Origin of the sequence: Blautia coccoides (genome assembly GCF_034355335.1) — a bacterium.
GTDB classification, from domain to species: Bacteria; Bacillota; Clostridia; order Lachnospirales; family Lachnospiraceae; genus Blautia; species Blautia producta.
This window is the reverse complement of record NZ_CP136422.1, coordinates 2,612,004-2,635,784: the sequence shown is the minus strand read 5'-3', so window position 1 is coordinate 2,635,784 and position 23,781 is coordinate 2,612,004. Positions and strand designations below refer to the sequence as shown.

The window sequence follows — 23,781 nt, the reverse complement described above, 5'->3', positions numbered from 1 at the left end:
ACTGACCGGTCAGTCTAATGTAAAAATTATATGTCTTTACAGGATAAGTGTCAACAAATCTATTTATTAAAGTTACATAAACTTCTTCTTATGAAATACAGCCCCGGCATTTTAAAGTGCCGGGGCTGTATCTGTATTCACAGGAAAGCTTTTATTTGTCATAGAGATGACAGGCAACCAGATGCCCGTTTCCGTTGTCCTTTAATTCAGGGATCACGGTGTCACATCCCTTGGTCTTTTTAAAACAGCGGGAGCAGAAACGGCAGCCTGCAGGGGGATTGATGGGAGTGGGGACATCCCCTGTCAGAATGATCCTTTCTTTTTTCTTTGTGATATCTGTAGAAGGAATGGCTGACAGCAGTGCCTGGGTGTAAGGGTTCAGCGGATCATCATAGATTTCACGCTTATCTGCCACCTCCATCAGTTTGCCCAGGTACATGACTCCCACTCGGTCACTGATGTGCTTTACTACGTTAAGTCCATGGGCAATGAACAGATAAGTAAGGCCAAACTCCTCCTTCAGATCATCCAACAGGTTCAGCACCTGTGCCTGAATGGAAACATCCAGGGCAGATACCGGTTCATCACAGACGATCAGCTTGGGCTGAACAGCCAGCGCGCGGGCAATTCCCACTCTCTGCCTCTGTCCGCCTGAGAACTCGTGAGGATAACGGTTTCTCTGATGGTTTGCAAGACCTACACAGTTCATCAGATATGTCACTCTGTCCTCCACCTGGTCTTCCGGCATCAGTTTATTGATACGGATCGGCTCACCGATAATATCACCAACTGTCATACGGGGATTGAGGGACGCGTACGGGTCCTGGAAGATCAACTGGATATCCTTACAGTATTTCCGCCTCTCCTTTGTGGAGAGCTTGGAGATATCTTTTCCATCGTACAGGATCTCACCCGCGGTGGGCTTATATAGATCCACCAGCATTTTGCCGATGGTGGACTTGCCGCAGCCTGACTCTCCTACCAATCCCAGAGCCTCTCCCTTATAGATCTTAAATGACACATCATCCACAGCTTTCAGAACAGCGGTGGGTTTTCCGAAGAAATTTGTCTCAACATCGAAGTATTTTTTTAGGTGCTTCACCTCCAAAAGAACTTCTTTTTTCTCTTCACTCATCTTACTCACCCTCCACTTCATCACTTATCAGGAAGCACCTTACTTTTCTTCCGTCTTCTGTCCGGGCCAGCTTTGGCATGTGCTCTTTACATTTCTCCATACATTTGTCACACCGGTCAGCAAAAGAGCATCCCTTGGGCAGATGGATGGGGTCCGGTACGATACCCTTGATCATATACAGGCGCTCTTTGTCCTCATCCATTTTGGGGATGGAATCCAGAAGTCCCTGTGTATAGGGATGCAGTGGTTTTGTAAAGAGCTGCTCCACGGTCGCCTGCTCCACCACACGGCCGCAGTACATAACCACCACTTTGTCAGCAGTCTCAGCCACAACACCCAGATCATGGGTGATGAGAAGCACTGCCATACCCAGCTTTTCTCTCAGGCGGTTGATCAGGTCCAGGATCTGGGCCTGGATCGTCACATCAAGAGCGGTTGTAGGCTCATCGGCGATCAGCAGCTCCGGATCGCAGGCCAGCGCCATGGCGATCATGACACGCTGGCGCATACCGCCGGACATCTGGTGGGGATAGTCATTCACTCGCTGTTCCGGTGCGGGTATACCTACCAGATCCAGCATTTCTATGGCTCTTGCCAGAGCCTGTTTTTTACTCATGGTGGTATGTGTCAGAATCGTCTCCATGATCTGATCCTTCACCCTATACACCGGATTCAGGGAAGTCATAGGCTCCTGGAAGATCATAGAGATTTTATCGCCCCGGATCGCCTGCATCTCCTTAGTGTTTTTCTTTAGCAGATTCTCTCCGCCAAACAGGATCTCTCCCCCTGCCACACGGCCCGGGTCACGGATCAATCCCATAACAGAAAGAGAGGTAACACTTTTTCCGGAACCGGACTCTCCGACTACTGCCAGGATTTCTCCCTTGTCCACTTCAAAGCTGACACCGTTTACCGCCTTGACCGTACCTCTTTTTACTTTAAATTCTGTCTCCAGATCTTTTACTTCCAATAACATGATACGGTCCTCCTTATACTCGTTCTTTCGGGTCCAGTGCATCGCGCAGGCCGTCGCCGAACAGGTTGAATGCCAGCACTGCCAATGTAATGGCAAGACCCGGGAAAATCAGGGTGTAGGGCGCAGAGAAAATATAGGTTCTCGCACGTCCCAGCATATCGCCCCACTCCGCCATGGGAGGCTGCACGCCCATGCCTAAGAATCCAAGAGCTGCTGTATCCAAAATCGCAGTGGAGATACCCAATGTAGCCCTGACCACGATAGAGCTTACCACGTTTGGAAGGATGTGGTGGAAAATGATCCTCCTGTCAGAGTTTCCCACAACCTTAGCTGCTGCCACGTAATCATTTTCCTTGACTGACAAAATTGAGCTTCGCACAATACGCGCATACTCCGGAATGGACACCGTACCAATGGCAATGATGGCTTTGTCAAGCCCTTTACCAAGGGCTGCCATCAGGGTGATGGCCAGAAGGATTGACGGGATGGAGAGCATGACATCCATACATCTCATGATAAAGGAATCCACCTTTCCACCGAAATATCCTGCCACAGAGCCAAGAACGGTTCCGATCAGCAGAGAATAGGCCACAGCGGCCACACCAACAAAAAGAGAAATCTTAGTACCTGAAAGCACACGTGAAAAGATATCACGTCCAAGCTGATCTGTACCGAAATAGTAATCCTTGCAGGGTGCCACAAATGTGTGCCCCATGTCAGAATACTCCGGATCATAGGGAGCCAGCCAGTCTCCCATGACAGCTAAAAACAGGAAAAACACAATGACCACAAGACCTGCCACTGCTGCTTTGTTCTTTTTCAGAGTGTCCCACATCACACGAATCTGGGATTCTGGTTTTTCCAGTGCCTCCCCTGTTGTCTGTACCTGTTGTTTTTTCCGCATGACAGTTACACCTCCTTCTTCTCGAATTTAATACGCGGATCCAGAAACGCATAGATCACATCCACGATGAGATTCATCAATACGAATATCACTGCAATGAGCAGGACCACACCCTGTACCACAGGGAAATCTGATTTCATGATACACTGTACTGTATAATTGCCAATGCCCGGCCATGCGTACACAGATTCTGTCAGCACCGCACCGCCCAGAAGGGAGCCGAGCTGCAGACCGATAACGGTAGTGACAGGAAGCATGGCGTTTCTAAGTGCGTGTTTTCTCGTCACTTTTCCCTCACTGATACCTTTTGCCCTGGCTGTACGGATATAGTCCTGATTCAGGGTCTCCAACATACTGGAGCGTGTCATACGGGCAATGATCGCCATGGAATAAAGACTCAGAGTTACTGCCGGGAGAACCATATGGACAGCGGCATCTTTGAGAGCTGTTGTATCTCCCTGGATAATACTGTCTATGATCATAAAACCAGTCACGGTATCCGGACGCAGGGACGGGTCAATACGTCCGCTGGAAGGCAGCCAGTGAAGAACACCGGAAAACAGGATGATCAGCATGATACCAAGCCAGAAAATAGGTACGGATACGCCCACCAGAGACAGCAGCATACCGCCGTTATCAAAAATGGAATTCTTCTTTACCGAAGACACTACACCGATTATTATGCCGAAAATGGATGCCAGAATGATCGCCACAATGGCCAGTTCCACCGTTGCCGGGAAACGGCTGGCAATCTCTTTTGTCACAGGCGCCTTGGTGTAATAGGATGTGCCCAGATCACCGGTGACTGCTCCTTTTATAAAGTTTACATACTGTGTGACCACAGGTTCATTCAGCCCATTGGCTTCCCGCCATTCCTCCATACTCTCCCTGGTTGCGTGCTGACCCAGAACGATAGGTGCAGGGTCCGGTGCGCATACACGCATAAGGAAGAACACGATCAGGGATACACCAAAGAGAACGGGTATGAGCTGTAAAAGCCGTTTTATTATGTACTTAAACATGTCTTGACCTCTCTTTATTCTTTTGTTGAATTTCTTCGGAACAATTCATTTCTCAAGGGGTTAACCTGCAGAGCCCTTTCAGAAATGAACTGTTCCCCGGTAGAACAGGCTTTTAGACCGCATATAAGGGCAGATTTCTCTGCCCTTATGCAATCCCGTTTTACCTGATCAGTTCTTATATGTCTTGCTCAAGAAAACATTTCCTGTCGGATGTGCGATGAAGTTCTGTACATTAGATACATAGCCTGACAGGTTCTGCTGATGGGAAATCGGCAGCCAGACATTCTCGTCCGCGATCTTCTGTTCCATCTTGGCATATGCTGCATTTCTGTCGTCACCATTTTCCATGGATGCTGCTTCTGAAAGCATGGTATTGTACTCTTCATTGCGGTACAGGGCAACGTTCATTTCCGGGTCCTCATGAGCTAACAGATACATAAAGTTATCCGGGTCACCATTGTCACCGATCCAGCCGTACAGACACATGTCATAATCGCCGGCGCCGAGTTTTTCTTTGTATGTTGTCCAGTCATAGGAATCGATGGACACTTTTACGCCTACTTTGTCAAAATATCCCTGCAGAGCCTCTGCCAATGTCTGGCCTGTGGCTGTATTGTAAGGTCTTGGGTTTGTATAAGCCATCATCTTCAGTTCTGTGATGCCCTTTTCTTCCAGAACCTTCTTAGCGTCATCCGGATTGTACTCTGTCTGTTTTACATCTGCACTGTAACCCGGCATAAAGGTAGGAAGAATGCTGGTAGCCTGGGAAGCGTATCCCTTGTAAAGGCTCTCAACCAGTTCCGGCACATTGACTGCTTCAGATAATGCTTTTCTAACCTCAGGATCTGTTACTCTCTGGGTGTTATATGCCATGTAGTTGATATTCATACCCTCTGCCTGATATAACAGACAGCCTGCAGACGTGATCTGGTCAACTACAGTAGCGTCGATACCGTCAATGATATCCACTTCCCCATTTGTCAGGGCAACTACACGTGCGGAGTTATCCGGAATTGTTGAGAAGATGATCTCTTTCGCAACACCCTTGTCACCCCAGTAGTCTTCGTTTCTCTCCATAACTACAGCTTCATTCTTATCCCATCTTACGAACTTGTACGGGCCGGTTCCGCATGGAGCTTCATTTAAGTTTCCATTTGCCGCGTCACATGCAGTGGGGCTTACCATAGGAGCACCCAGGGACATAGCCAGGTTATTTAAGAACGGTGTGGATTTTTTAGTGAGCTTAAATTCTACAGTATAATCATCCACTACGTTGCACTCTGCAACATCGCCATATACGAAGTCAGCGTAAAGCATGTCCTCTGTTTTATTGACAGTCTGTCTGTCAACGTTATATTTTACCGCTTCGGCGTTGAAGTCCGTTCCGTCGTGGAATTTTACACCTTCTCTCAACTTGAAGGTATAGGTAAGGCCGTCCTCACTGATCTCCCAGGACTCAGCCAGGCATGGCTCAACTTCTGTATCACTGTCGCCGTACTTCAGAAGGCCTTCATACATCTGGCAGATAGGTTTGGAAGATTCACCGTCATCGATCATAGCCGGATCAAGTCCACGGGGATCAGCGCCCTGTGCGTATCTCAGTGTCTGCTCTTTGTCAGCATCTTCCGGAACGTCAGCAAATTTTGTCAGCATCTCGCCGCTTGCTTTTTTCTCGGTTGTTCCGGCTTCTGTCTCTGCATCCGCATCCGCATTTCCTTCATCACCGGTAGTTTCTGTCTTTGCTGTGTCACTGGTATTGTCTGCACCAGTCTTCTTGTTGCTTCCGCATCCTGCCATCATGGTGATCGCCATAGACGTGCAGAGTAAAGCCGCAATTACTTTTCTCTTCATAGAAAATCCCTCCTTTGATTCACGCAGTATTCCCTGTGTTCTGTCATTTTGACATCACTTTGACGTGGTAAACACAAAGAACTCTGTGCTAACCATTTTACTATAGAAAGAGAAAAATTACAAGTTTTAATTTCTTTTCCTGCATTTATGGATTTGTTATGCAACTTCTTTTTTCCCCGTTTCAAATCAAATCCGAGCCATAACTGCTGTCCATTTCATAATTACTGGATATTTACTTTTATTTTTTTGCAAGTTCTCCTCTTTTTTCCTGCATTTTATTCGTGTATTATTTTACATACCCAATAGACAAATACACATTTGTCTTTTTGTCAGAGACATTTTTATATAAAACATTATAATTTTCTCTGTTTTCATTGCAATTGTCTTTCATTAAAAGACAAATCTAATACTTATTTCAACAGCCGTTTTTATATTCCTCTGTTATCCTGCAAGTAACAGTCAGGATATGCAAAAACGCTCCACAGATGGACAAATATACAGATACCATGGATATACAACGACTGGATCACATCCGAATTCCTCTGCCTGTCATTTCTAAAATATATTCAATAGTAGGATTTATCATATGCCTGAACCGGCATAGAGATATAAGACAGGGATGCCGCATTTAGATGACTGCAGCATCCGCTTTTAGAATTTTGAACTTTCATAAAAATTAACCTTCTTAGATTTTACTCATCCCGTCAATAAAATCCGCAAGGGAGTCTATATGTGCCGCCAATTTCAGATATTTTAAAAGTATATCCATATCCCTTTCTTCCAGAATATTCTTTCTGAGTTCATCAGGTACAGGGCCGAAGTCATCCAGCAACATAAACCGCTCCTCCATTTCCCGGCTGCCTTTTATTCTTGCCATAGACTCCTGGATTTTTTTCACAAAACCATCCTGGTAGTCCTTGGTACTGCCCGCTAAATCAGCTTTGACAAATTTCAGCAGTTCTTTTCGCAGCACCCAAACTTCTATATGGGATTTCCCCATTTATCTTTCCTGTATGCTGACCTTGATCATATCCCCCGGCTGTTTCCCTGTTTTTTGCCGGATATCTTTCCTTATTCCTATAATGTGGCCGGGTGTTTTCATCCGTACCAGACTTCCGTCATAAGGCTCACCGTCAAAGGTGGCATGGACCTTTACCCTTCCTTTACCGAATTCCTTGCGTACATCAAAAGGAAATTCAATATATGCCCCATCTATGTCAGGCACTTTTTTTATAACCGCCTCAAATTCATATACTCTTGTATTCATGCCTAATCCCTTCACTATTTTAATTTCACAAAATTTCTCCCGCAGGTTACAGGAAATAATCATCCGACAGGCTTCCGTTCAAATAGCGCCCCGTCTGTAATTGCAATTCCCATATTCTCCTCTATTAGAGAGACATCCGCAGATTTTTCCTTTATAAATTTCAATGTATTTTCATCCACTACTTCAAAGACATACCGGCTCCCCTTTTCTTTGTCTGTCGCAACCAGTTCACCATCCACCGTCTCATACGTTCCCATAGGTATATAGGAACTGAGCACATCGTAAGAAAAGACAAAATTCTCCTTGTCAAGGAGAGTCAGACAGGGAAGGCTCTGTTCAGTTTTTCCCAGCTGTTCCGCATTCATATAATAATTTTTCACTGACGAGGTCTCCGCCTTGTCAAGCAAAGGATTCGTATCATCCAAAAGACAGATCCTATTTACTCCCTGTATGTGTACAGGATAGCTTTCCTGATATCCTCCTGAAAAGGAAACGGATATGTTCTGTCCTGGCATCAAATCTGTTAAGGCTATATCTGTATGATGCCATTCTATCTCTGTGTCAGCGGTAACCTGAAACTGAAACTCACCTCTGTAATTCACATCGTTTTCCTTCAGCCCTGATACCAGCATGGAATTGCCGTCTATTTCCCGGATCACAGCGTAAAATGTGGCTGAATCGTTAAAACCGCCCTGAATCATATGGTTCCTGCCAACAGTATATCCTGCCCAAAAGATAAATAAAGCAAACAGCAATATAATAATTCCTTTTAAAAAATCCTTCATACGCGGTCCCCCATATTAAACATTTACTGACAAATAAATATTTCCCCAAAACACTTTCTCCGTTCTCTAATAGTAATTATACCCTTTCTTTTAGCACAGTCCAACAATTATTTTATATAACACCATGCAGCCCACAACAAAAAAAGGGTTCTATAATGAATGTTGGGGTATGTGAATAACGTATTTTCAACATTCATTTTTTGTTATAAAATAAAAGAAGCCTCCCCAAAATGCCGGTCATCCAAAACTAACATTTTAAAGGAGGTTTCAAAAATGCACTCTAATTGTACCAAAAATCTCTTAGATTTAGAAGGGGTTATAATAAAAAAAGTTGTGCATGCGGATCATTATGTAAAGATTTTTATTCAAACAGATCCTTCCTTACAGACTTGTCCTGAGTGCGGCAACCAAACCAAACGCATTCATGATTATCGGTATCAAAAGATTAAGGATCTACCGTTCCAAATGAAACATACATATTTAATACTTAAGAAAAGGCGATATGTCTGTAAATGCGGTAAACGATTTATGGAGAAATATCATTTTCTACCTTCCTATCAACGGCAGACTTTACGTTTATCCTACAAGATAATTGACCTACTTAGAAATCTTGTGAGTATAAAGTCCGTTGCAGATACAACAAATGTTTCAGTTAACACCGTTACCCGACTTTTGGACACCATTAATTATTCTACACCCTCTCTTCCAGAGTGTATATCAATTGATGAATTTAAGGGTAATACAGACGCCGGAAAGTACCAATGTATTCTTTTAGATGCCAAGAAACACCGTATTCTTGATATCCTACCGGACAGAACGCAGAGCCATTTGATTTCCTATTTCAGAGAAACAAACCGAGCTGAGCGCCACCGTGTGAAGTTCTTTGTCTGTGATATGTGGCAGCCCTACGTAGACTTAGCAAGAGCTTACTTCCCTAATGCCACAATCATTATAGACAAATATCATTTCATCCGGTATGTAACTTGGGCAATTGAAAATGTGAGGAAAAGGCTCCAGAAAACAATGCCTGTAAACCTCAGAAGATACTATAAACGCAGCCGAAAGTTAATTCTTACTCGATATGCTAAGCTTAAGGATGAAAACAAGAAAGCGTGCGATCTTATGCTACTTTATAACGATGACTTGAGATTGGCTCATACTCTTAAGGAATGGTTTTATGAGATATGCCAGAGCGAGAAGTACTCCTATCAGCGAACAGCTTTCTGGGAGTGGGTTAAGTCTGCAGAGAAATCAGGAATACCCGAGTTTGAGAACTGTGCAAAAACTTATAGAAACTGGTCAGAAGGTATTTTAAATGCTTTTAAATACAAATATACAAATGGTCCTACTGAAGGTTACAATAATAAAATCAAGGTGCTAAAAAGACTATCTTTCGGAATACGTAACTTTAATAGATTCCGTACAAGAATTATACACTGCTCTATCTAAAAAACGGACGACTGGCAAGAGGCTTATTTGGCATGCCCAAAAACATGAATTATAGACCCAAACATTAAAATGGCCCTAAATGTAGTAAAGGAGCGGGATTCAAAGAATCCCACCCCAACTATTGACATAGAGCCAAAAAAAGACAATCTGAATGGCTTTTATCCACTCCAGACTGTCTCCTATTTTCCATCAATAAAATCTGACCAAAACCTTTACTCAGCAAAAGCATCTTTCTTCATCATTTCCAAATACCGCATGGTACCCTCGTCATCCTTTTCATTATAAAGATACCCCAAATGCGCACCCACTTTCACTGCCAGGTTGCGGAATAGATCACAGCCGTTAAAAACCGCCTGCCACAGATTTGCGTGATCCGCATCGGAATAAGTAGTACAATACTTTTCATAAAGGTCAATGGATAAATACTTCTTAAAATATTTCCCCCACATCCCTGTAGAGACAGAAAAATCATACTCCGCCGCAATATACCACTCCACCATTTTTTCAAGCTCAGCATGAACGACCTGGTGATACATTCTCCATGCGTAGGGCAACTGATCACGGACTATCCCTTTCGCCACATTGTTAAGGCACCAAAAAAACTCATTACAGCAGCTCTCATACTGCGCCTCAGATGGTTTCTTTACATGATACAGACTATCATTCGGCTCTGGGATCTGGGGCAGCAGACCATCCTTATCCAAGAGCTTGATACAGAGCGTATCCGACAGATAATTCTCCACAGCACACGCAGGTGTCTTTATACACAAATCTATACGGTTCCCGTCTTCAAACAGCATAAGCCATGTATAAGAAGACAAAAGATCCAGTTCTATGCCCCACCCCATATCATTCCGATCCGGCTCCTGTACAATGGCTGTTTTACCAAACACGGAAATCCAGTTCCGGTCAGCGAGAAAGGATTCTGTTTCCCTGACCACATACACAATATCAAAATCCCGGTATTTGTCCTTGGCCACATTAGGATTTGTGCGGGACCCATTCATATACACAGCCCTCACGCGCTCATCCTCTTTCGCCGTCTCAAGGATCAGATCATACATCTCCCGTTCTGTTCTCATCCGCATTCCCATCCCTCCGTCATTAATGTACACAACACCTTCGCTCACTGTCAGACAAACAATACCTTCAGTGTAGATTATCCTATAGTATTTGTCAACTCATAACTGTCCAATTATAACTGTCCAGGTAACCGTTCAACCGTTCAGCTTTCCACTGTCCCGCGAGGTGTTGTCTTGTTTCATTCACCACCTCTCATATACAGATCCATAGCCTCTGCCACTTTCTTAGAATGCGCAACCGCCTCCACCACCGTCCTTGCCCCGTTCACCACATCTCCGCTGGCGAATATCTCAGGCCGGGAGGTATGGCCTGAATCGTCTGTCACAAGCAGTCCAAATACATCCGCATCTAAACCGGGGGTAGTTCTGACCAACTGGTTCCGCGGCCCTTGGCTGATGGAAACGATCACACTGTCCGCCGGATAGAGCTTTTCTGTCCCTTCGATCCGGCAGACACTCCCTCCTTCTGTCTCTTCCGTATCCGCAAAGACCACTCCCTCATCCCGGATCTCCACAGGCATCTTGCAATAGACAAATTCCACTCCTTCCAGCACGGCATAGTCATACTCACTTTTACTGGCAGCCACGGAAGAATCCCTGGAAAAACACTGCAGTTGCCGCACTCCTTTGCGCAGCGCAGTTCTGGCAACATCCATAGCCGCGTTTCCGGCGCCTATGACGATCACCCGTTCCCCCAGATGAAAACTGTCCGGATTATTCAGATAATGGATCCCGTAGTGCACATGCCCCAGTGTCTCCCCTTTTACGTGAAGCGCATTAGGCCTCCACACACCTGTCCCGATAAAAATAGACTTATAGCCGTCCCGGAGCAGATCGTCAATGGAAATAGCCCCTCCCACCGCAGTGTTTGGCCGTACCTTAATATCCTTCAGCCGCAGATGGCGATACTCGAAATCATCTAATATACTTTTGGGCAGGCGAAATTCCGGGATCCCGTATCTGAGTACGCCTCCAATCTTATCCTTGCTCTCAAAGATGGTCACCTGATATCCCTTCCGGGCCAGCAGCACTGCTATCGTAAGCCCTGCCGGACCGGAACCAATGATGGCAGCCCGCATCCCGTTGGAGGCTGCCGGGCCTTTTACCATCTTGGAACTGTAGGTGCTGGAAATATAGTTTTCGATTGTGGAAAAATGTACAGGCGCGCCTTTTCTTCCCAGCACGCAGTGTCCTTCACACTGTTTCTCATGGTCGCAGATCAGACTGCAGACTGTGGTCAGCGGATTATTTTCAAAAAGCTTCCACCCCGCCTCATCCAGACGGCCGTCCAGCATCAGCCGGATGACCGACGGAATCGGTGTATGGATAGGGCAGCCCTTCTGACATTGAGGGTTTTTACAGTTCAGACAGCGGTTCGCTTCGTCCAGTACATGTGCAGCCATATCCTTTTCCTCCTTTTATTTTCCTTCCCTCTTAATACGGAGATATTCCACGTTTGCCTCTACTTTCTTTTTCGACAGCGGATATACGAATATCAGCATCAGCGCCACACAGAGAAAGAGGATTCCCGGCACAACCGTTGCCAGTTTGTAAAGACCGCTCAAAACCTCTGCGCTCTGGGTCTTAGCTGTTGAGACATACCCGATAAGTCCCAGCGCATAGCCGCCCAGACCTCCGGCCAAAGCCTGACCTACTTTTCTGGCAAAAGAATAAACCGCATAGACTGTACCGTCTTCTCTCTTTCCTGTTTTCACCTCCACATCATCAATAACATCAATGATATTAGCCCAGATGATCAGGTTGAAATAACTCACGCCCAAATATCCCGCTGCCGCCAGGACCACGAACAGCCACGCATTTTTCACATTCATAAACCCTAATATCAGGAAGACAACACCTGTAAAAACAGTTGCCGCGGCTGCGGATTCTCTTTTTCCGAACTTCTTGACCGTGATACCTGTGATCGTTGCCATGAGCAGGGAACAGAGCATTGTGATCATATTATAAGAAGACAGTGCTTTTACATTACCAAAATAATCGGCGTACAGATATGTATTGACGCTGGACATCATCAGAGAGCTGAGAAGCAGGAAAATAGCTGCTCCTACGATGCCTAAAAGCGCCCGGTTGGAAAAAATAGCACCAAATGTCTTTGCCAGTGAAATCCTCTCCGCATTTGGGTCCGGTTCGATCTTAATACGCTCTGTGGTGCATTTGTAGCAGATAAAATAACAGATAATGGCACAGATGGAAAAGATTCCTGCCACAACCGGAAATATTTTTCCGTCATTGCGGATAACCTGCACACCGTTTGCGTCTGTGACATAGATGATCATAGGGCCACCCACACCGATGACAAGCTGGGCCAGTGTAGCGCCGATGCTTCGGAATGTGGAAAGGGCGGTGCGCTCCTCCGGTGCATCCGTGATCGCAGACGCCATGGATCCATACGGAATATTAATTCCCGTGTAACAGATACTTCCCCAGAGAATATACGTTGCGTACATATAGATCATCTTTACCGTCATGGAGGCGTCTACCAGGGCGGACTGGTACATCAAAAAACTGGCAAGCGCCACCGGACCGGCCATGATGCGGATCCAGCGTTTAAATTTCCCGTCTCTGCCCGGTTTGCAGGTATCCACAATACGTCCCATGGTCACATCTGTAAAGGCATCCACAAATCTCGCCACCAAAAACAGAGTTCCCACAGCCCCCGCACTGATGCCCAGGACTTTCATATAAAATACCATCAGAAAGGTACTGGAAAACATAAATGTGAAATCGTTTCCAAAATCACCGAGCATATATCCTATCTTATCTTTCAGGCCAAATGGCTTTACTGTCTTTTCATTCATTTTTATCACCCCCTAGAATCTGGTCTCCCATCTTCCGCAGAAAACATTTTCATTGTATCTTCCCTTGAATTCACTTTTTCCCATCATCTTCTCCAAGGTTGCCGCAAAACTCTCATGATGGTCCATATAGGAATTAATGTAGCATCTGGCCATAGGGACATCGATCAGATTATTGGTATTGCTCAGAGATACCACAAAGGTAGGCAGTTCCGACATATACCAGGGCTGTTTTACCGGCTCATCCCATTTTACACGCATGGTATTATACTGAGCAAATCCCTGTACATTGAGAACCAGCAGAACACAGTCGTACTGTCTCTTAAAGTCCTCTATTTTCCCTTTCTTTACGGGTACACCGGCATCCACTTCAAAGCCGGCCCCTTCAAGCTGTGACACAAGGTCAGAGATAATATTTTTGTCATTGGACTCAAATTTCATTCCCGCAATGACCGTGGCTTCTGACCCGATATACATGAGCTTGATCCTCTTATATCTCTTTGGTGTCATGGGGAGATAATGCAGGCGGTCTTTCACAAGCGTCACATACTTGTCGGCAAACTCTCTGGATGCCTTGTGATGTTCCGCACAACCAACCACCTCCAGATTTTCTTTTGGCGCAGTCAGTTTACCTTCCTTCTGGAGCTTGTGGAGATTCAGGGCAGCTTTTACTCCAAGTATTCTGTGAAGGGCGTCCTGCAGACGTTCTTCTGTGATGATACCACTTTGATACCCCTCCATCATATAAGCGAAATCTTCCTCTCTCTCATTGAAGAACAGGAACATATCACATCCTGCGGCAATGGCCTGGGGAACCTGCCGGCTTCTGGGGATGGTTGCTCCGAACATACCTATCATATGGGAGGCATCCGTAACAACCAGTCCGTTAAAGCCTAATTTTCCTTTCAGCAGGTCAGTGATCAGTTCTGGTGCCAGGGTCGCAGGACGGATATCCTCATCTTTGATACCGGGGCGCAGTTTTCTAGAATACGCAGGGAGTGCTATGTGGCCTGCCATGATAGTCATAACCCCTTCATCGATCAGCTCTTTATAGACTTTTCCATACGTCCGGTCCCATTTATCGCAGTCATACTCATTGATGCCCATGATCAGGTGCTGATCGTTTTCCTCTGTGCCGTCTCCCGGAAAATGCTTCATGCAGGTGGCGATATTCTGTGTCTTCATACCTTTGAAAAAGGCTTTTGCATAGCGGATGACATCCTCGGGACTGTCATTAAAGGCGCGGAGCTGCACAATGGTATTTCTCCAGTTATAGAGAAGATCAACAACCGGGGCAAAATTCCAGTTGCATCCAACAGCAGCAGCCTCCCTTGCTGAGATTTCCGCCATTTTAAACACTTCCTCCGGGGAATCTATGGCCGCCATAGCAGCGCCGTTGGCAATAGGCGTTCCTCCCTGGCAGCCGCCGTTTCCTCCTGCCTCACAGTTTGAGGCGATCAGCAGCGGAATTTTTGTAGTCTTTTGAAGACAGTCCGCCATTTCCCACAGTTCTTCCTTTGGCGCATTGTGATAGCGGATGGCTCCGGGATGATAGGTATCCAGTACCTTTTTAATATTTTCCGGTTTTCGTTCCTCCGCATTTGCCACCATATTGACAAAAAGCTGCCCTATTTTCTCCTCTGTGGTCATACCGGCGATCGTATCTTCCACCCACTGGATCTGTTCCTCATTCAGATAATACGGTTTTTCTCTTAAATTTACCATGATATTTCTTTCCTCCTGATCTTATTCTGTAAGATTTTTAATAAAGCTTTTGATCAACGCCTCCTGGAACGCACCTCCGAATGTGCCCTCCTTCATTCTCTCTGCCGCATCCAGAATCCCGGACCAGCTCATGCTCTCTTTGGATACCAAAATAGGATAAAAGAAAACATTGTTGTCCTTTGCCGCGTCCATGTCGCCGGGCGCATCCCCTGTCATCATGACATGTTCTCTTTCATATCCGTAAGTGAGCAGTTTGCTGATGCAGCTTTTCTTAGAACCTGCGTTTTGTGCCAGCAGTACATCCACATGTTCCAGAAGACCGAACCGTGTCCACTCCTCTTTTACCGCCTCGCAGTTGGCTGAGGAGACAATGGCGATATCACAGGTTTCATGAAGCTTTTCAATACTCTCTTTTACATGCGTAAAGGGTTTGATCTCCTCTTTTGGGATCTGTCTTATGGATTCATTCACCGCCTCTGACCAGCTCAGTGCTTTTTTCAGAATCGGACTATCCGCTGCGTCTATGGCTTTTTCCAGTGCAGCATTTGACAGTTCGTCTGTCTTATTTACCCACTGAATCAGGGTATCCACATCTTCTACCGGCACATATTTTTTATGGACTTCCTCCAACGCTTTCGCAAGCCCTTTAAAACGGTTGATCCCTCTTGTCATGGAATACAGATTCACCTGATTCCAGCGCTCCAGAATTTCCTTTTCGTGTGTCTCCAAATGCCATTCCTTTACCATGCACGGGCCAAAACACCTAAAATGCTTGATGTCCATACTGTCTATGGCACAGCCGTCCGAATCAATACATACCAGGTGATCATGCCTCCTTGTAAAATCTGAAAAAGGATTGTTCATACTCTCACGACCTTTCTTTCTAATTTTCTCTTGATGTGTTCAAGACCCGCAGGCCTGCTGAATCGTTATGTTTAAAATACTATAGTTTACAGTTTTAAAAAATAATAATATCCATTGAATTTAGCACAATTTTATGGTATTTTATTTGGTAGATGAATATTATATTATTTTTTCTTAAAATCATACCAAATTTCGAGGTAGACATATGAAACATAAACAACTGGAACTCCTTCAGCAGGCGGTGACCGCCTGCAGCGTGGGATGTCATATTATTTTCAGCGACAAATCCAACCTCTCCCAGACAGACAACGGACTCCGTCTCCGCCTTTATGAAGACTATGATTACCAGCCTTTGCTGGTACTTCTGGAACAATATGTGACAGACGGGAATATTGTCCGATACGAAGATTCCTTTGGAATGTATTATATTTTCCTGCACATTCCCTCCTCGTATCTATATGACTATGAATCCTCCTATTTTGTCATTGGTCCTTACCTGGAAAACCAACCGGACACAGAACAGATCCGTGATATGATGGAACAGCGCAGCATACCCGGCCGCCTTTTTTCTGATATCCGCATTGTCTATTCCTCCACTCCGGTCCTGCACAATACAGGAAGCTTCGAGTCATTGGTCCTGAACCTTGCCCAGGGATTATTTCACATGGAATATAATGTATCCCATCTCCCGGACAAAAATGAAATCCATATAGAACATTCCCCTCTGATCCTTAAGCTTCGGAAAGAGCCGCAGCTTACCATCAGCACCATTGAGGAGCGGTATGAAGTGGAAAATAAAATGCTGGAGGCTGTCTCCAAAGGGGATGACCGGCACGCCCACGAATTTTACCAAAAATTCCAGACCTATCAGTTGAGGCCCAGAACAGACAATGCCATACAGAACAAGCGCCATGGAGTGGTAATCTTAAACACGTTGTTTCGCAAAGCAGTGGAGGCCGGAGGCGTGCATCCATTATATATTGATGATCTTTCCGGAAAATTTGCTATTTTGATCAACGAAGCACGTACAGAGCGGGAGTTGGACCATCTGTCCACAGATATGCTTCACAAATACTGCCTGCTGGTCAGGAATCATTCCATGACCGGGTATTCCAAGGTGGTAAAAGAAGTGATCTCTTATATTGATTTTCATTATGCGGAGGACTTAAATCTGACATTTTTTGCTGAAATGTTCAGCCTGAACAAAAATTACCTGTCCGGGCTGTTTAAAAAAGAGACGGATATCACACTCACAGATTATATCCACCAGGTACGAATCCGGCGGGCCATCACCATGATCAACTCTTCCTCCCTGCCCATCAGCACAGTTGCTGCTTCCTGCGGATATAACGATATCAATTATTTTATCCGGCTTTTCAAGCGCACTTATGGGATGTCACCGAAACAATATCAGAAATCAATTCTGCATCCCGAGTAAATATAATATTTATAGAAAAAATGTATGAAATTGTTTGTATAAATTGGTAATTTTCTCCCTTATGTGTTAGAATATATGCATCAGTTATAGAAAATACTAAAGACAAAATGTCTTCGTCAGGAAGGAATGAGAGTATACTCGTGAAAAAACGGATAAAACTGAAAAAGCAAACAAAACCCCAGCTATCTGACAGTCAGGAGGAAAAGAAGGACCGGCGGATCCCAACTACCCGGTATAACCCAGATCATCAAACCGGGCTGACCAGCCAGCAGGTACAGGAGCACAGACTTCACGGCTGGACCAACAAAGCTGTGGACCCGCCGTCCAAGACCACGAAAGAAATCATACATGACAATATCTTCACATATTTCAACTTAATTTTCATAGTTCTGGCAGTCCTGCTGTGTATCGTCGGTTCTTTCCGGGATCTGACCTTTCTCCCGGTTATTATTGCCAATACACTGATCGGCATCATACAGGAAGTGCGGGCCAAGCAGGTTCTGGACAATCTGACCATGTTAAACGCCCCCAATGCCTCTGTGGTCCGGAACGGCAAAACTTCTGTGGTAAATGCCGAGGAATTGGTTCTGGATGATATCGTTATCTTCAAGGCCGGAAACCAGGTCTGCGCGGACGCTTTAGTCAGCGCCGGGGAAGTCCAGGTCAATGAATCCCTGCTCACCGGTGAATCAGACGAGATCACCAAGAGAAAAGGCGATCAGCTTATGTCAGGCAGCTTCATTGTGTCAGGGCAGTGCCATGCAAGGCTGGACAAGGTGGGGAAGGATTCCTATATTTCCCGCCTGACTCTGGAGGCAAAGGAAATGCAGAGCGGGGAACAGTCCGAGATGATCCGCTCCCTGGATAAACTGGTAAAATTCGTGGGGATCGCCATTATCCCCATTGGCCTTATGTTGTTCATACAGGCATTTTTCTTCCAGCATGAGGCTTTCCGCTCCAGTGTTACCTCCATGGTGGCCGCTGTCATCGGCATGATCCCCGAGGGGCTGTACCTCCTTGCAAGCGTGGCTCTGGCGGTAAGCTCCATCCGCCTGGCCCAGAAAAAAGTCCTGCTGCACGATATGAAATGTATCGAGACACTGGCAAGGGTCAATGTTCTCTGTGTGGATAAGACCGGAACCATCACGGAAAACTCCATGGAAGTCCAGGAGGTCATTGCAACAGATGACTACGATTCCGAAGAGATGGAACCTTTATCCGTGATGATCGGCGATTTCGCCGCAGCTATGAGCAGTGACAACATCACCATGGCTGCCATCAAAAAACATTTTAAAACCACCTCCAAGAAAAAAGCGGTGGGCAAAACAGGGTTTTCCTCTGCAACCAAATACAGCAGTGTGACTTTTGAGGACGTGACCTATGTACTGGGCGCCCCGGAATTTGTGCTGAAAGAGGACTATGATGACTATAAAGATGAGATTTTAGAATATGCCTCCAAAGGCTCCCGTGTCCTGGTATTCGGCACTTATGATGAGGAGATTGACGGGAAAGCCCTGCAAAGCCCCATTATCCCCTTAGGCTATATTCTCCTGGCAAACCCCATCCGTGAGCAGGCCAAGGAGACGTTTACCTACTTTGCCGAACAGGGTGTGGAGGTGAAGGTGATCTCCGGCGATAACCCGGCTACCGTATCAGAAGTGGCAAAACAGGCAGGCATCGCCGGAGCAGAGAACTATGTGGATGCCTCCGACCTGGAGACAGATGCGGAAGTGAGAGAAGCTGTTCTGAACAGCACTGTTTTCGGACGTGTCACGCCCAATCAGAAGAGACAGTTTGTACAGATATTAAAAGAAGCCGGCAAGACGGTTGCCATGACGGGAGACGGTGTCAACGATGTGCTGGCACTGAAGGATGCGGACTGCAGTATTGCCATGGCCTCAGGCAGCGACGCGGCAGCCCAGGCGTCCCAGCTTGTACTGCTGGAATCTGATTTTTCCTGTATGCCCCAGGTAGTGCTGGAAGGACGGCGGGTGGTAAACAATATTCAGCGTTCCGCCAGTCTGTTCCTGGTCAAGAATATTTTTTCCTTCCTGCTCTCCCTGTTCTCCGTTGTATTTATGCTCACTTATCCGCTGGAGCCTTCACAGGTATCCCTGATCAGCATGTTCACTATTGGCATACCGGCATTTTTCCTGGCACTGGAGCCAAATAAGAATATCATCAAGGGACATTTTCTCACCAATGTATGCCTAAAGGCCATGCCTGCTGCGCTGACAGATGTTCTGGCGGTAGGAGCGCTGGTGGTGTTCGGAAGAACCTTTGGAGTTAATTCTACGGATATCTCAACTGCGGCTACCATGCTGCTGGCCATTGTGGGATTTATGATCCTCTACAAGATCAGCGCACCTATGAACAAAATCCGTGTGGGCATTTTGTTGGGAACCATTGCGGGACTCATCTTCTGCAGTCTGTTTTTAAATAACTTATTTGCCCTTACCGGCATGTCCACAAAATGCATTATGCTCTTTGTAGTATTTGCCATCGCCACAGAACCGGTACTCAGATACCTGACCATGGCCATTGAAAAATGCCGCAATTTGTATCTCCGCTTAAGAGAACACGGCTTAAATGAACTATAACAACAAAAGGAGCGCAGGTTACCGCTGTTTTCAGACGACAGCCTGCGCTCCTCCTTTTTATTTCTTCTCACCAAAAACACGTTCCAGGACTTCCGCAGCCTTTTTCACTGGTATGATCTCCAGTTTTTCCTTCACTTCCTCTGCCACATCCTCCAGGTCCTCCTTATTTTCATAAGGGATAAACACTTTTTTCACTCCTGCTCTCTGAGCTGCCATTAATTTCTCCGGAAGGCCGCCAATGGGCATAACGCCGCCGCGGAGAGAGACCTCTCCTGTCATGGCATATTCCGGACTGACTGCTTTTTCTGTCACCAGAGAGGAGAGAGCTGTCACCAGAGTGATTCCCGCAGAGGGGCCGTCCTTAGGAACCGCACCCGATGGAACATGTATATGGAGGTCCATTTTGTCAAGTTTTTTTGTCTCCTCCGGGTACATGGCTTTTACCAGTGTCAGGGCAATCTCGGCGGATTCTTTCATCACATCCCCCAATTGGCCTGTGATCTTCACCTTTCCGGTTCCCCTGATAAGCGTAGTCTCCACAAACAGGATTTCCCCTCCGGCTCTGGTCCAGGCCAGGCCTGTCACAACTCCCGGCACAGCCTCCTGGAGAATGCCCTCATGATGCATGGCGTTTCTTCCCAGGAATTCAGGAACACGCTTTTCACTGACTGTGATGCTCTTCTGCTCGCCCTTGACTAGCTTCACTGCTGCAAAACGACATAGAATATCCATCTGTTTTTTCAGACCGCGGACTCCGGCCTCCGCCGTATAATCGCTGATCATCTTGGTGATGGCTTCATCTGTAACCTTCAGGTTCTGGGCTTTGATCCCCATACTTTTCATAGCTTTGGGAAGCAGGTGTTTTCTGGCAATGTGCAGCTTTTCGATGGGCGTATAACCTGGGAACTGGATCACTTCCATACGGTTTAACAGTGGTTCGGGTATGGTATCCGTACTGTTGGCGGTACATACAAAAAACACGTTTGATAAATCATAGGGCACATTCATGTAGTGGTCTGTAAAGCTGTTGTTCTGCTCCGGGTCCAGCACCTCCAAAAGCGCGCTGGCCGGGTCACCGCCGTAATCCTTTGCCAGTTTGTCCACCTCATCAAGGACCATGACCGGATTATTCGCTCCGCTTCGCTTCATCCCCTCCATGATCCGGCCGGGCATAGCCCCCACGTACGTCCTTCTGTGTCCTCTGATCTCCGCCTCATCCCGGATCCCGCCCAGGCTGATCCTCACATATTCCCTGTGCAGGGCCTTTGCAATGCTCTGTCCGATACTTGTCTTGCCGGTACCGGGCGCTCCCACAAACAGGAGAATGGAACCGGACTGTTTTTTGTTCAGAGCCATGACTGCAATCTGCTGGATGATCCTGTCTTTTACTTTTTTCAGGCCGTAATGCTCTTCATCCAGAATGTTTTCCGCCTCCTGCAGATCGATCTGCGGTAACTCCTCTGTTTTCCAGGAAAGACTTGTGACAAAATCCAGGTAATCATAGAGAAGCCCATATTCATGACTGTCCTTGCCCTCCTGCCTCATGCGGTTTAAGACCTTTTCGGCTTCTTTTTGCGCCTCCTCATTCATGCCTGACTCTTTTAATTTGTTCTCAAATCTTCGGACATCGGAGATATTTTCAGGGTGCATCTCATCTAACTGGTTCTGCAGAAAGTCAATCTGTTTTTTAATGGCAGACTCTCTGTATGCCTGTTCATGAGTCTCCTTTTGTGCGCTCTGAGCCTCCTCACTGACCTTGAACAGCTCAATAAATTCATAGATGGCTTTCTCGATCAGTTCACACCTCTGTCTCCTGGTCTCTGCCTCCAGAACAGCATATTTTTCCGGCCAAGACAAATTCAGATAACCAGAAAGAGCGCAGAGTATCTCATTCATATTTTTCCAGTGCAGAATAAAGCTTCTTGCCCACACACCCCATTGAAACATCTGTACAAACTTCAGCAGATCTCTTTTGAGTGCTTCAAAACGCTTCTGCATCTCCTCGTCGGAAAGATCCTCCACTTCGCCGCAGATGGCCCCGTCAGCGGATATGGACTGCAGGGTCACTTCTACATCGGAAATCGCCACACGCTCTTTCGTATGGACACGGATATTCCCCTCCTCATCCATGCTCTCGATTCTGCCGGATACCCCCATGGGACATATATCATCTGGTGTTATATCCTCCCGTTTCTTGTCCTGCTTCAGCATCAAAAACAGGACATCCTCGCCCACATGTTCTGCCGTTATCTCCTGTTCTGTAAAAATATCTTTTTTGAAAAAGAAGGTAACGTCCGGCAGTATCGTCATATCGTAAATAGGTATTGTGATCATATGTGCTTCCTCCTCATTTTATCAGCACTCATTTTAGTTGAGTGCTAGTATCAAATTAAAATATATAGCGAATTCATTGGAATCCGCCAAGTATTGTGATATAATTTTACCATTCAATAATTATTTTACAAGTACGCAGTATTTTCATACCTAGTATGTTTTTTCATACCTACTGAAAACCTGTAGAAAGGAAACCGGTTATGTATTCATCATCAATGGAAAAAGAGGAAAACAATGCTGTCTGCCCGCTGAAATATGCCCTGAATCTGGTGGGCGGTAAATGGAAGCTTCCTATCATCTGCATTCTGGAGCGGGAAGGATCTGTGCGCTATAACAGCCTGAAGCGAAAGCTCTCCGGGATCACCAACATGATGCTCTCCCAATCCCTGAAAGAACTGGAGGAGAACGGCATCGTCCACCGGGAGCAGTATAATGAGATCCCGCCCCGGGTGGAGTATTCCCTCACAAAGGAGGGGCGCAGTATCCTGGAACCGCTGGACAGCCTTTCCGAATGGGGAAAGACCCATATGGAAAAAATGCAGACGCACTCCCCCTATTGCCGGGAGTGCGGGGAGATGAAATAGGCTGCCCTGTCATCTGCCTGTTCAAAGGATGCCTGTTCTGAAATGATATCAAAGATCAGGCTGCCGCCCAGCCAGAATTCGTATCGGACCCGGCAGGAAGGACTTTCTCTGATGGTGCGGCTCATCACACCGCACTTTGGTGCCTTCAGGTCATGGGACGCTTCTTCCAGTCTGCGCACTCTAAGCCGCATCTTTCCCTGCCTGATGGTCACTTTTCCGTCTCCATATTCCTCTATGCGGACTCCTAGGTAGGTAGCCATCCTGTACTCTCTGCCTCCACAGTGTACAGCGCAGATGCACCCCTGAAAATGAGCACCTAAAAAGGGAATGTCCGCAACAGACAGCATCACACTGCTGCGTCTGCCGAATCCGCACTGGGTCCAGAGATATGTCTTTGGAAAGGAGCGCCCTTTATCTGTCTCAATATAACCTCTTCCTCCTGTCATGGGAATTTCTCTGCCGTTTACCAAAAGGCTTCCTTTCAGGCTGTGGTGCATACTCAGCACGCCGTGCCTGCACTGCAAAAAGGGGATATATTTGAAAAATCCCATAATATCATATGACAATCTGTCAAAAGGCGCATAGGCTATACAGCCTTTTACAGTCAGTTCCCTGCTCTCTATATCAATCTGTATTCCCTTATCCGTAAAAACGTTTTTTCCCACCCTGACGCCGAAAGGCTTCCTGCTGATGCGGCAGGCTTCCTTCGGATAAGTGAAATACCAGGCGCCTTCCTCAGTGACCACCTGCAGGGATACCGTCCACTGTCCGTTTTTATCTGCATGGACAGCCGGGATAAACGCAATGGTATTGTCCTGATTCTGATGTTTCAGATACCATCCCTCAAAGTAAGGGAACAAAAATGCCGCACATCCTCTCTGAATACATGTCTTTTTCATGTTCTTCACCTCTATGTCTAAAATTATCTGCAGCTTGCTTCCGCTTTTCA

At 46.2% G+C, this 23,781-nt stretch carries 19 protein-coding genes; 4 read left to right on the top strand and 15 right to left on the bottom strand.

All coding sequences use genetic code 11. The features are described 5' to 3' along the window. Window positions 1-151: 151 nt before the first annotated feature. The 8 genes from BLCOC_RS11705 to BLCOC_RS11670 all read right to left on the bottom strand — a co-directional run bounded on the left by BLCOC_RS11705 (window position 152) and on the right by BLCOC_RS11670 (window position 7,940). On the bottom strand, window positions 152-1,135 hold the full coding sequence (locus BLCOC_RS11705) for an ABC transporter ATP-binding protein (protein ID WP_018594868.1): 984 nt from the start codon (window positions 1,133-1,135) through the stop codon (window positions 152-154). Between the two features lies 1 nt (window position 1,136). Then, window positions 1,137-2,111 carry an ABC transporter ATP-binding protein gene (locus BLCOC_RS11700; RefSeq protein ID WP_115625376.1) on the bottom strand — a complete coding sequence of 325 codons (975 nt, stop codon included), beginning with the start codon at window positions 2,109-2,111 and terminating at the stop codon, window positions 1,137-1,139. A 13-nt stretch (window positions 2,112-2,124) separates the two neighbouring features. Next, window positions 2,125-3,015, bottom strand: a complete 891-nt coding sequence (locus BLCOC_RS11695) for an ABC transporter permease (RefSeq protein WP_018594866.1) — start codon at window positions 3,013-3,015, stop codon at window positions 2,125-2,127. Window positions 3,016-3,020: 5 nt separating this feature from the next. Further along, a complete protein-coding gene (locus tag BLCOC_RS11690) occupies window positions 3,021-4,037 on the bottom strand; it encodes an ABC transporter permease (protein ID WP_018594865.1) in 1,017 nt (338 codons plus the stop codon). A gap of 168 nt (window positions 4,038-4,205) precedes the next feature. Then, complete coding sequence (locus BLCOC_RS11685) at window positions 4,206-5,888, bottom strand: ABC transporter substrate-binding protein (protein WP_115625375.1); 1,683 nt, start codon at window positions 5,886-5,888, stop codon at window positions 4,206-4,208. Between the two features lie 685 nt (window positions 5,889-6,573). Further along, window positions 6,574-6,888 (bottom strand): hypothetical protein, encoded by a 315-nt coding sequence (locus BLCOC_RS11680; RefSeq protein WP_242999081.1) that lies wholly within the window; start codon window positions 6,886-6,888, stop codon window positions 6,574-6,576. Next, window positions 6,889-7,155, bottom strand: coding sequence for a DUF1905 domain-containing protein (locus BLCOC_RS11675; protein ID WP_026255420.1), 267 nt, complete (start codon window positions 7,153-7,155; stop codon window positions 6,889-6,891). It abuts the gene before it with no gap. A gap of 59 nt (window positions 7,156-7,214) precedes the next feature. Then, window positions 7,215-7,940, bottom strand: coding sequence for a hypothetical protein (locus tag BLCOC_RS11670; protein ID WP_174717658.1), 726 nt, complete (start codon window positions 7,938-7,940; stop codon window positions 7,215-7,217). A 273-nt stretch (window positions 7,941-8,213) separates the two neighbouring features. On the opposite strand from BLCOC_RS11670, the gene BLCOC_RS11665 reads away from it, so the two are divergent. Continuing rightward, entirely contained in the window at window positions 8,214-9,389 is a 1,176-nt protein-coding gene (locus BLCOC_RS11665) for an ISL3 family transposase (protein ID WP_115622724.1), read from the top strand. A gap of 212 nt (window positions 9,390-9,601) precedes the next feature. Here BLCOC_RS11665 and BLCOC_RS11660 read toward each other — a convergent pair whose 3' ends face one another. The 5 genes from BLCOC_RS11660 to BLCOC_RS11640 all read right to left on the bottom strand — a co-directional run bounded on the left by BLCOC_RS11660 (window position 9,602) and on the right by BLCOC_RS11640 (window position 15,876). After that, complete coding sequence (locus BLCOC_RS11660) at window positions 9,602-10,477, bottom strand: aminoglycoside 6-adenylyltransferase (protein WP_242999079.1); 876 nt, start codon at window positions 10,475-10,477, stop codon at window positions 9,602-9,604. A gap of 173 nt (window positions 10,478-10,650) precedes the next feature. Next, window positions 10,651-11,874 (bottom strand): NAD(P)-dependent oxidoreductase, encoded by a 1,224-nt coding sequence (locus BLCOC_RS11655; protein ID WP_115625374.1) that lies wholly within the window; start codon window positions 11,872-11,874, stop codon window positions 10,651-10,653. A 15-nt stretch (window positions 11,875-11,889) separates the two neighbouring features. After that, window positions 11,890-13,290, bottom strand: coding sequence for an MFS transporter (locus BLCOC_RS11650; protein ID WP_115625373.1), 1,401 nt, complete (start codon window positions 13,288-13,290; stop codon window positions 11,890-11,892). A gap of 12 nt (window positions 13,291-13,302) precedes the next feature. Next, complete coding sequence (locus BLCOC_RS11645; RefSeq protein WP_115625372.1) at window positions 13,303-15,012, bottom strand: glycoside hydrolase family 3 protein; 1,710 nt, start codon at window positions 15,010-15,012, stop codon at window positions 13,303-13,305. 21 nt (window positions 15,013-15,033) lie between these two features. Beyond that, window positions 15,034-15,876, bottom strand: a complete 843-nt coding sequence (locus tag BLCOC_RS11640; protein ID WP_115625371.1) for an HAD family hydrolase — start codon at window positions 15,874-15,876, stop codon at window positions 15,034-15,036. A 205-nt stretch (window positions 15,877-16,081) separates the two neighbouring features. Between BLCOC_RS11640 and BLCOC_RS11635 the strand changes: the two genes are divergently transcribed. Together BLCOC_RS11635 and BLCOC_RS11630 are read left to right on the top strand one after the other, a co-directional pair. Continuing rightward, on the top strand, window positions 16,082-17,314 hold the full coding sequence (locus BLCOC_RS11635; RefSeq protein ID WP_029469462.1) for a helix-turn-helix transcriptional regulator: 1,233 nt from the start codon (window positions 16,082-16,084) through the stop codon (window positions 17,312-17,314). Window positions 17,315-17,472: 158 nt separating this feature from the next. Beyond that, window positions 17,473-19,914 (top strand): cation-translocating P-type ATPase, encoded by a 2,442-nt coding sequence (locus BLCOC_RS11630; protein WP_416385660.1) that lies wholly within the window; start codon window positions 17,473-17,475, stop codon window positions 19,912-19,914. Between the two features lie 57 nt (window positions 19,915-19,971). On the opposite strand, the gene lon is transcribed toward BLCOC_RS11630, so the two are convergent. Beyond that, a complete protein-coding gene (lon, locus tag BLCOC_RS11625) occupies window positions 19,972-22,248 on the bottom strand; it encodes an endopeptidase La (RefSeq protein ID WP_115625369.1) in 2,277 nt (758 codons plus the stop codon). A gap of 200 nt (window positions 22,249-22,448) precedes the next feature. Here lon and BLCOC_RS11620 point away from each other — a divergent pair, with 200 nt between their 5' ends. Beyond that, on the top strand, window positions 22,449-22,832 hold the full coding sequence (locus BLCOC_RS11620; RefSeq protein WP_226984467.1) for a winged helix-turn-helix transcriptional regulator: 384 nt from the start codon (window positions 22,449-22,451) through the stop codon (window positions 22,830-22,832). Here BLCOC_RS11620 and BLCOC_RS11615 read toward each other — a convergent pair. Then, window positions 22,802-23,731 (bottom strand): tocopherol cyclase family protein, encoded by a 930-nt coding sequence (locus BLCOC_RS11615; protein ID WP_115625368.1) that lies wholly within the window; start codon window positions 23,729-23,731, stop codon window positions 22,802-22,804. The two genes, BLCOC_RS11620 and BLCOC_RS11615, sit on opposite strands and share 31 nt — an antisense overlap. Window positions 23,732-23,781: the final 50 nt, after the last annotated feature.

Excerpts from the sequence above, each read along its gene's own strand:
- BLCOC_RS11705 (WP_018594868.1), bottom strand. The coding sequence starts at position 1,135 with ATGAGTGAAGAGAAAAAAGAAGTTCTTTTGGAGGTGAAGCACCTAAAA.
- BLCOC_RS11700 (WP_115625376.1), bottom strand. The coding sequence starts at position 2,111 with ATGTTATTGGAAGTAAAAGATCTGGAGACAGAATTTAAAGTAAAAAGA.
- BLCOC_RS11695 (WP_018594866.1), bottom strand. The coding sequence starts at position 3,015 with ATGCGGAAAAAACAACAGGTACAGACAACAGGGGAGGCACTGGAAAAA.
- BLCOC_RS11690 (WP_018594865.1), bottom strand. The coding sequence starts at position 4,037 with ATGTTTAAGTACATAATAAAACGGCTTTTACAGCTCATACCCGTTCTC.
- BLCOC_RS11685 (WP_115625375.1), bottom strand. The coding sequence starts at position 5,888 with ATGAAGAGAAAAGTAATTGCGGCTTTACTCTGCACGTCTATGGCGATC.
- BLCOC_RS11680 (WP_242999081.1), bottom strand. The coding sequence starts at position 6,888 with ATGGGGAAATCCCATATAGAAGTTTGGGTGCTGCGAAAAGAACTGCTG.
- BLCOC_RS11675 (WP_026255420.1), bottom strand. The coding sequence starts at position 7,155 with ATGAATACAAGAGTATATGAATTTGAGGCGGTTATAAAAAAAGTGCCT.
- BLCOC_RS11670 (WP_174717658.1), bottom strand. The coding sequence starts at position 7,940 with ATGAAGGATTTTTTAAAAGGAATTATTATATTGCTGTTTGCTTTATTT.
- BLCOC_RS11665 (WP_115622724.1), top strand. The coding sequence starts at position 8,214 with ATGCACTCTAATTGTACCAAAAATCTCTTAGATTTAGAAGGGGTTATA.
- BLCOC_RS11660 (WP_242999079.1), bottom strand. The coding sequence starts at position 10,477 with ATGCGGATGAGAACAGAACGGGAGATGTATGATCTGATCCTTGAGACG.
- BLCOC_RS11655 (WP_115625374.1), bottom strand. The coding sequence starts at position 11,874 with ATGGCTGCACATGTACTGGACGAAGCGAACCGCTGTCTGAACTGTAAA.
- BLCOC_RS11650 (WP_115625373.1), bottom strand. The coding sequence starts at position 13,290 with ATGAATGAAAAGACAGTAAAGCCATTTGGCCTGAAAGATAAGATAGGA.
- BLCOC_RS11645 (WP_115625372.1), bottom strand. The coding sequence starts at position 15,012 with ATGGTAAATTTAAGAGAAAAACCGTATTATCTGAATGAGGAACAGATC.
- BLCOC_RS11640 (WP_115625371.1), bottom strand. The coding sequence starts at position 15,876 with ATGAACAATCCTTTTTCAGATTTTACAAGGAGGCATGATCACCTGGTA.
- BLCOC_RS11635 (WP_029469462.1), top strand. The coding sequence starts at position 16,082 with ATGAAACATAAACAACTGGAACTCCTTCAGCAGGCGGTGACCGCCTGC.
- lon (WP_115625369.1), bottom strand. The coding sequence starts at position 22,248 with ATGATCACAATACCTATTTACGATATGACGATACTGCCGGACGTTACC.
- BLCOC_RS11620 (WP_226984467.1), top strand. The coding sequence starts at position 22,449 with ATGTATTCATCATCAATGGAAAAAGAGGAAAACAATGCTGTCTGCCCG.
- BLCOC_RS11615 (WP_115625368.1), bottom strand. The coding sequence starts at position 23,731 with ATGAAAAAGACATGTATTCAGAGAGGATGTGCGGCATTTTTGTTCCCT.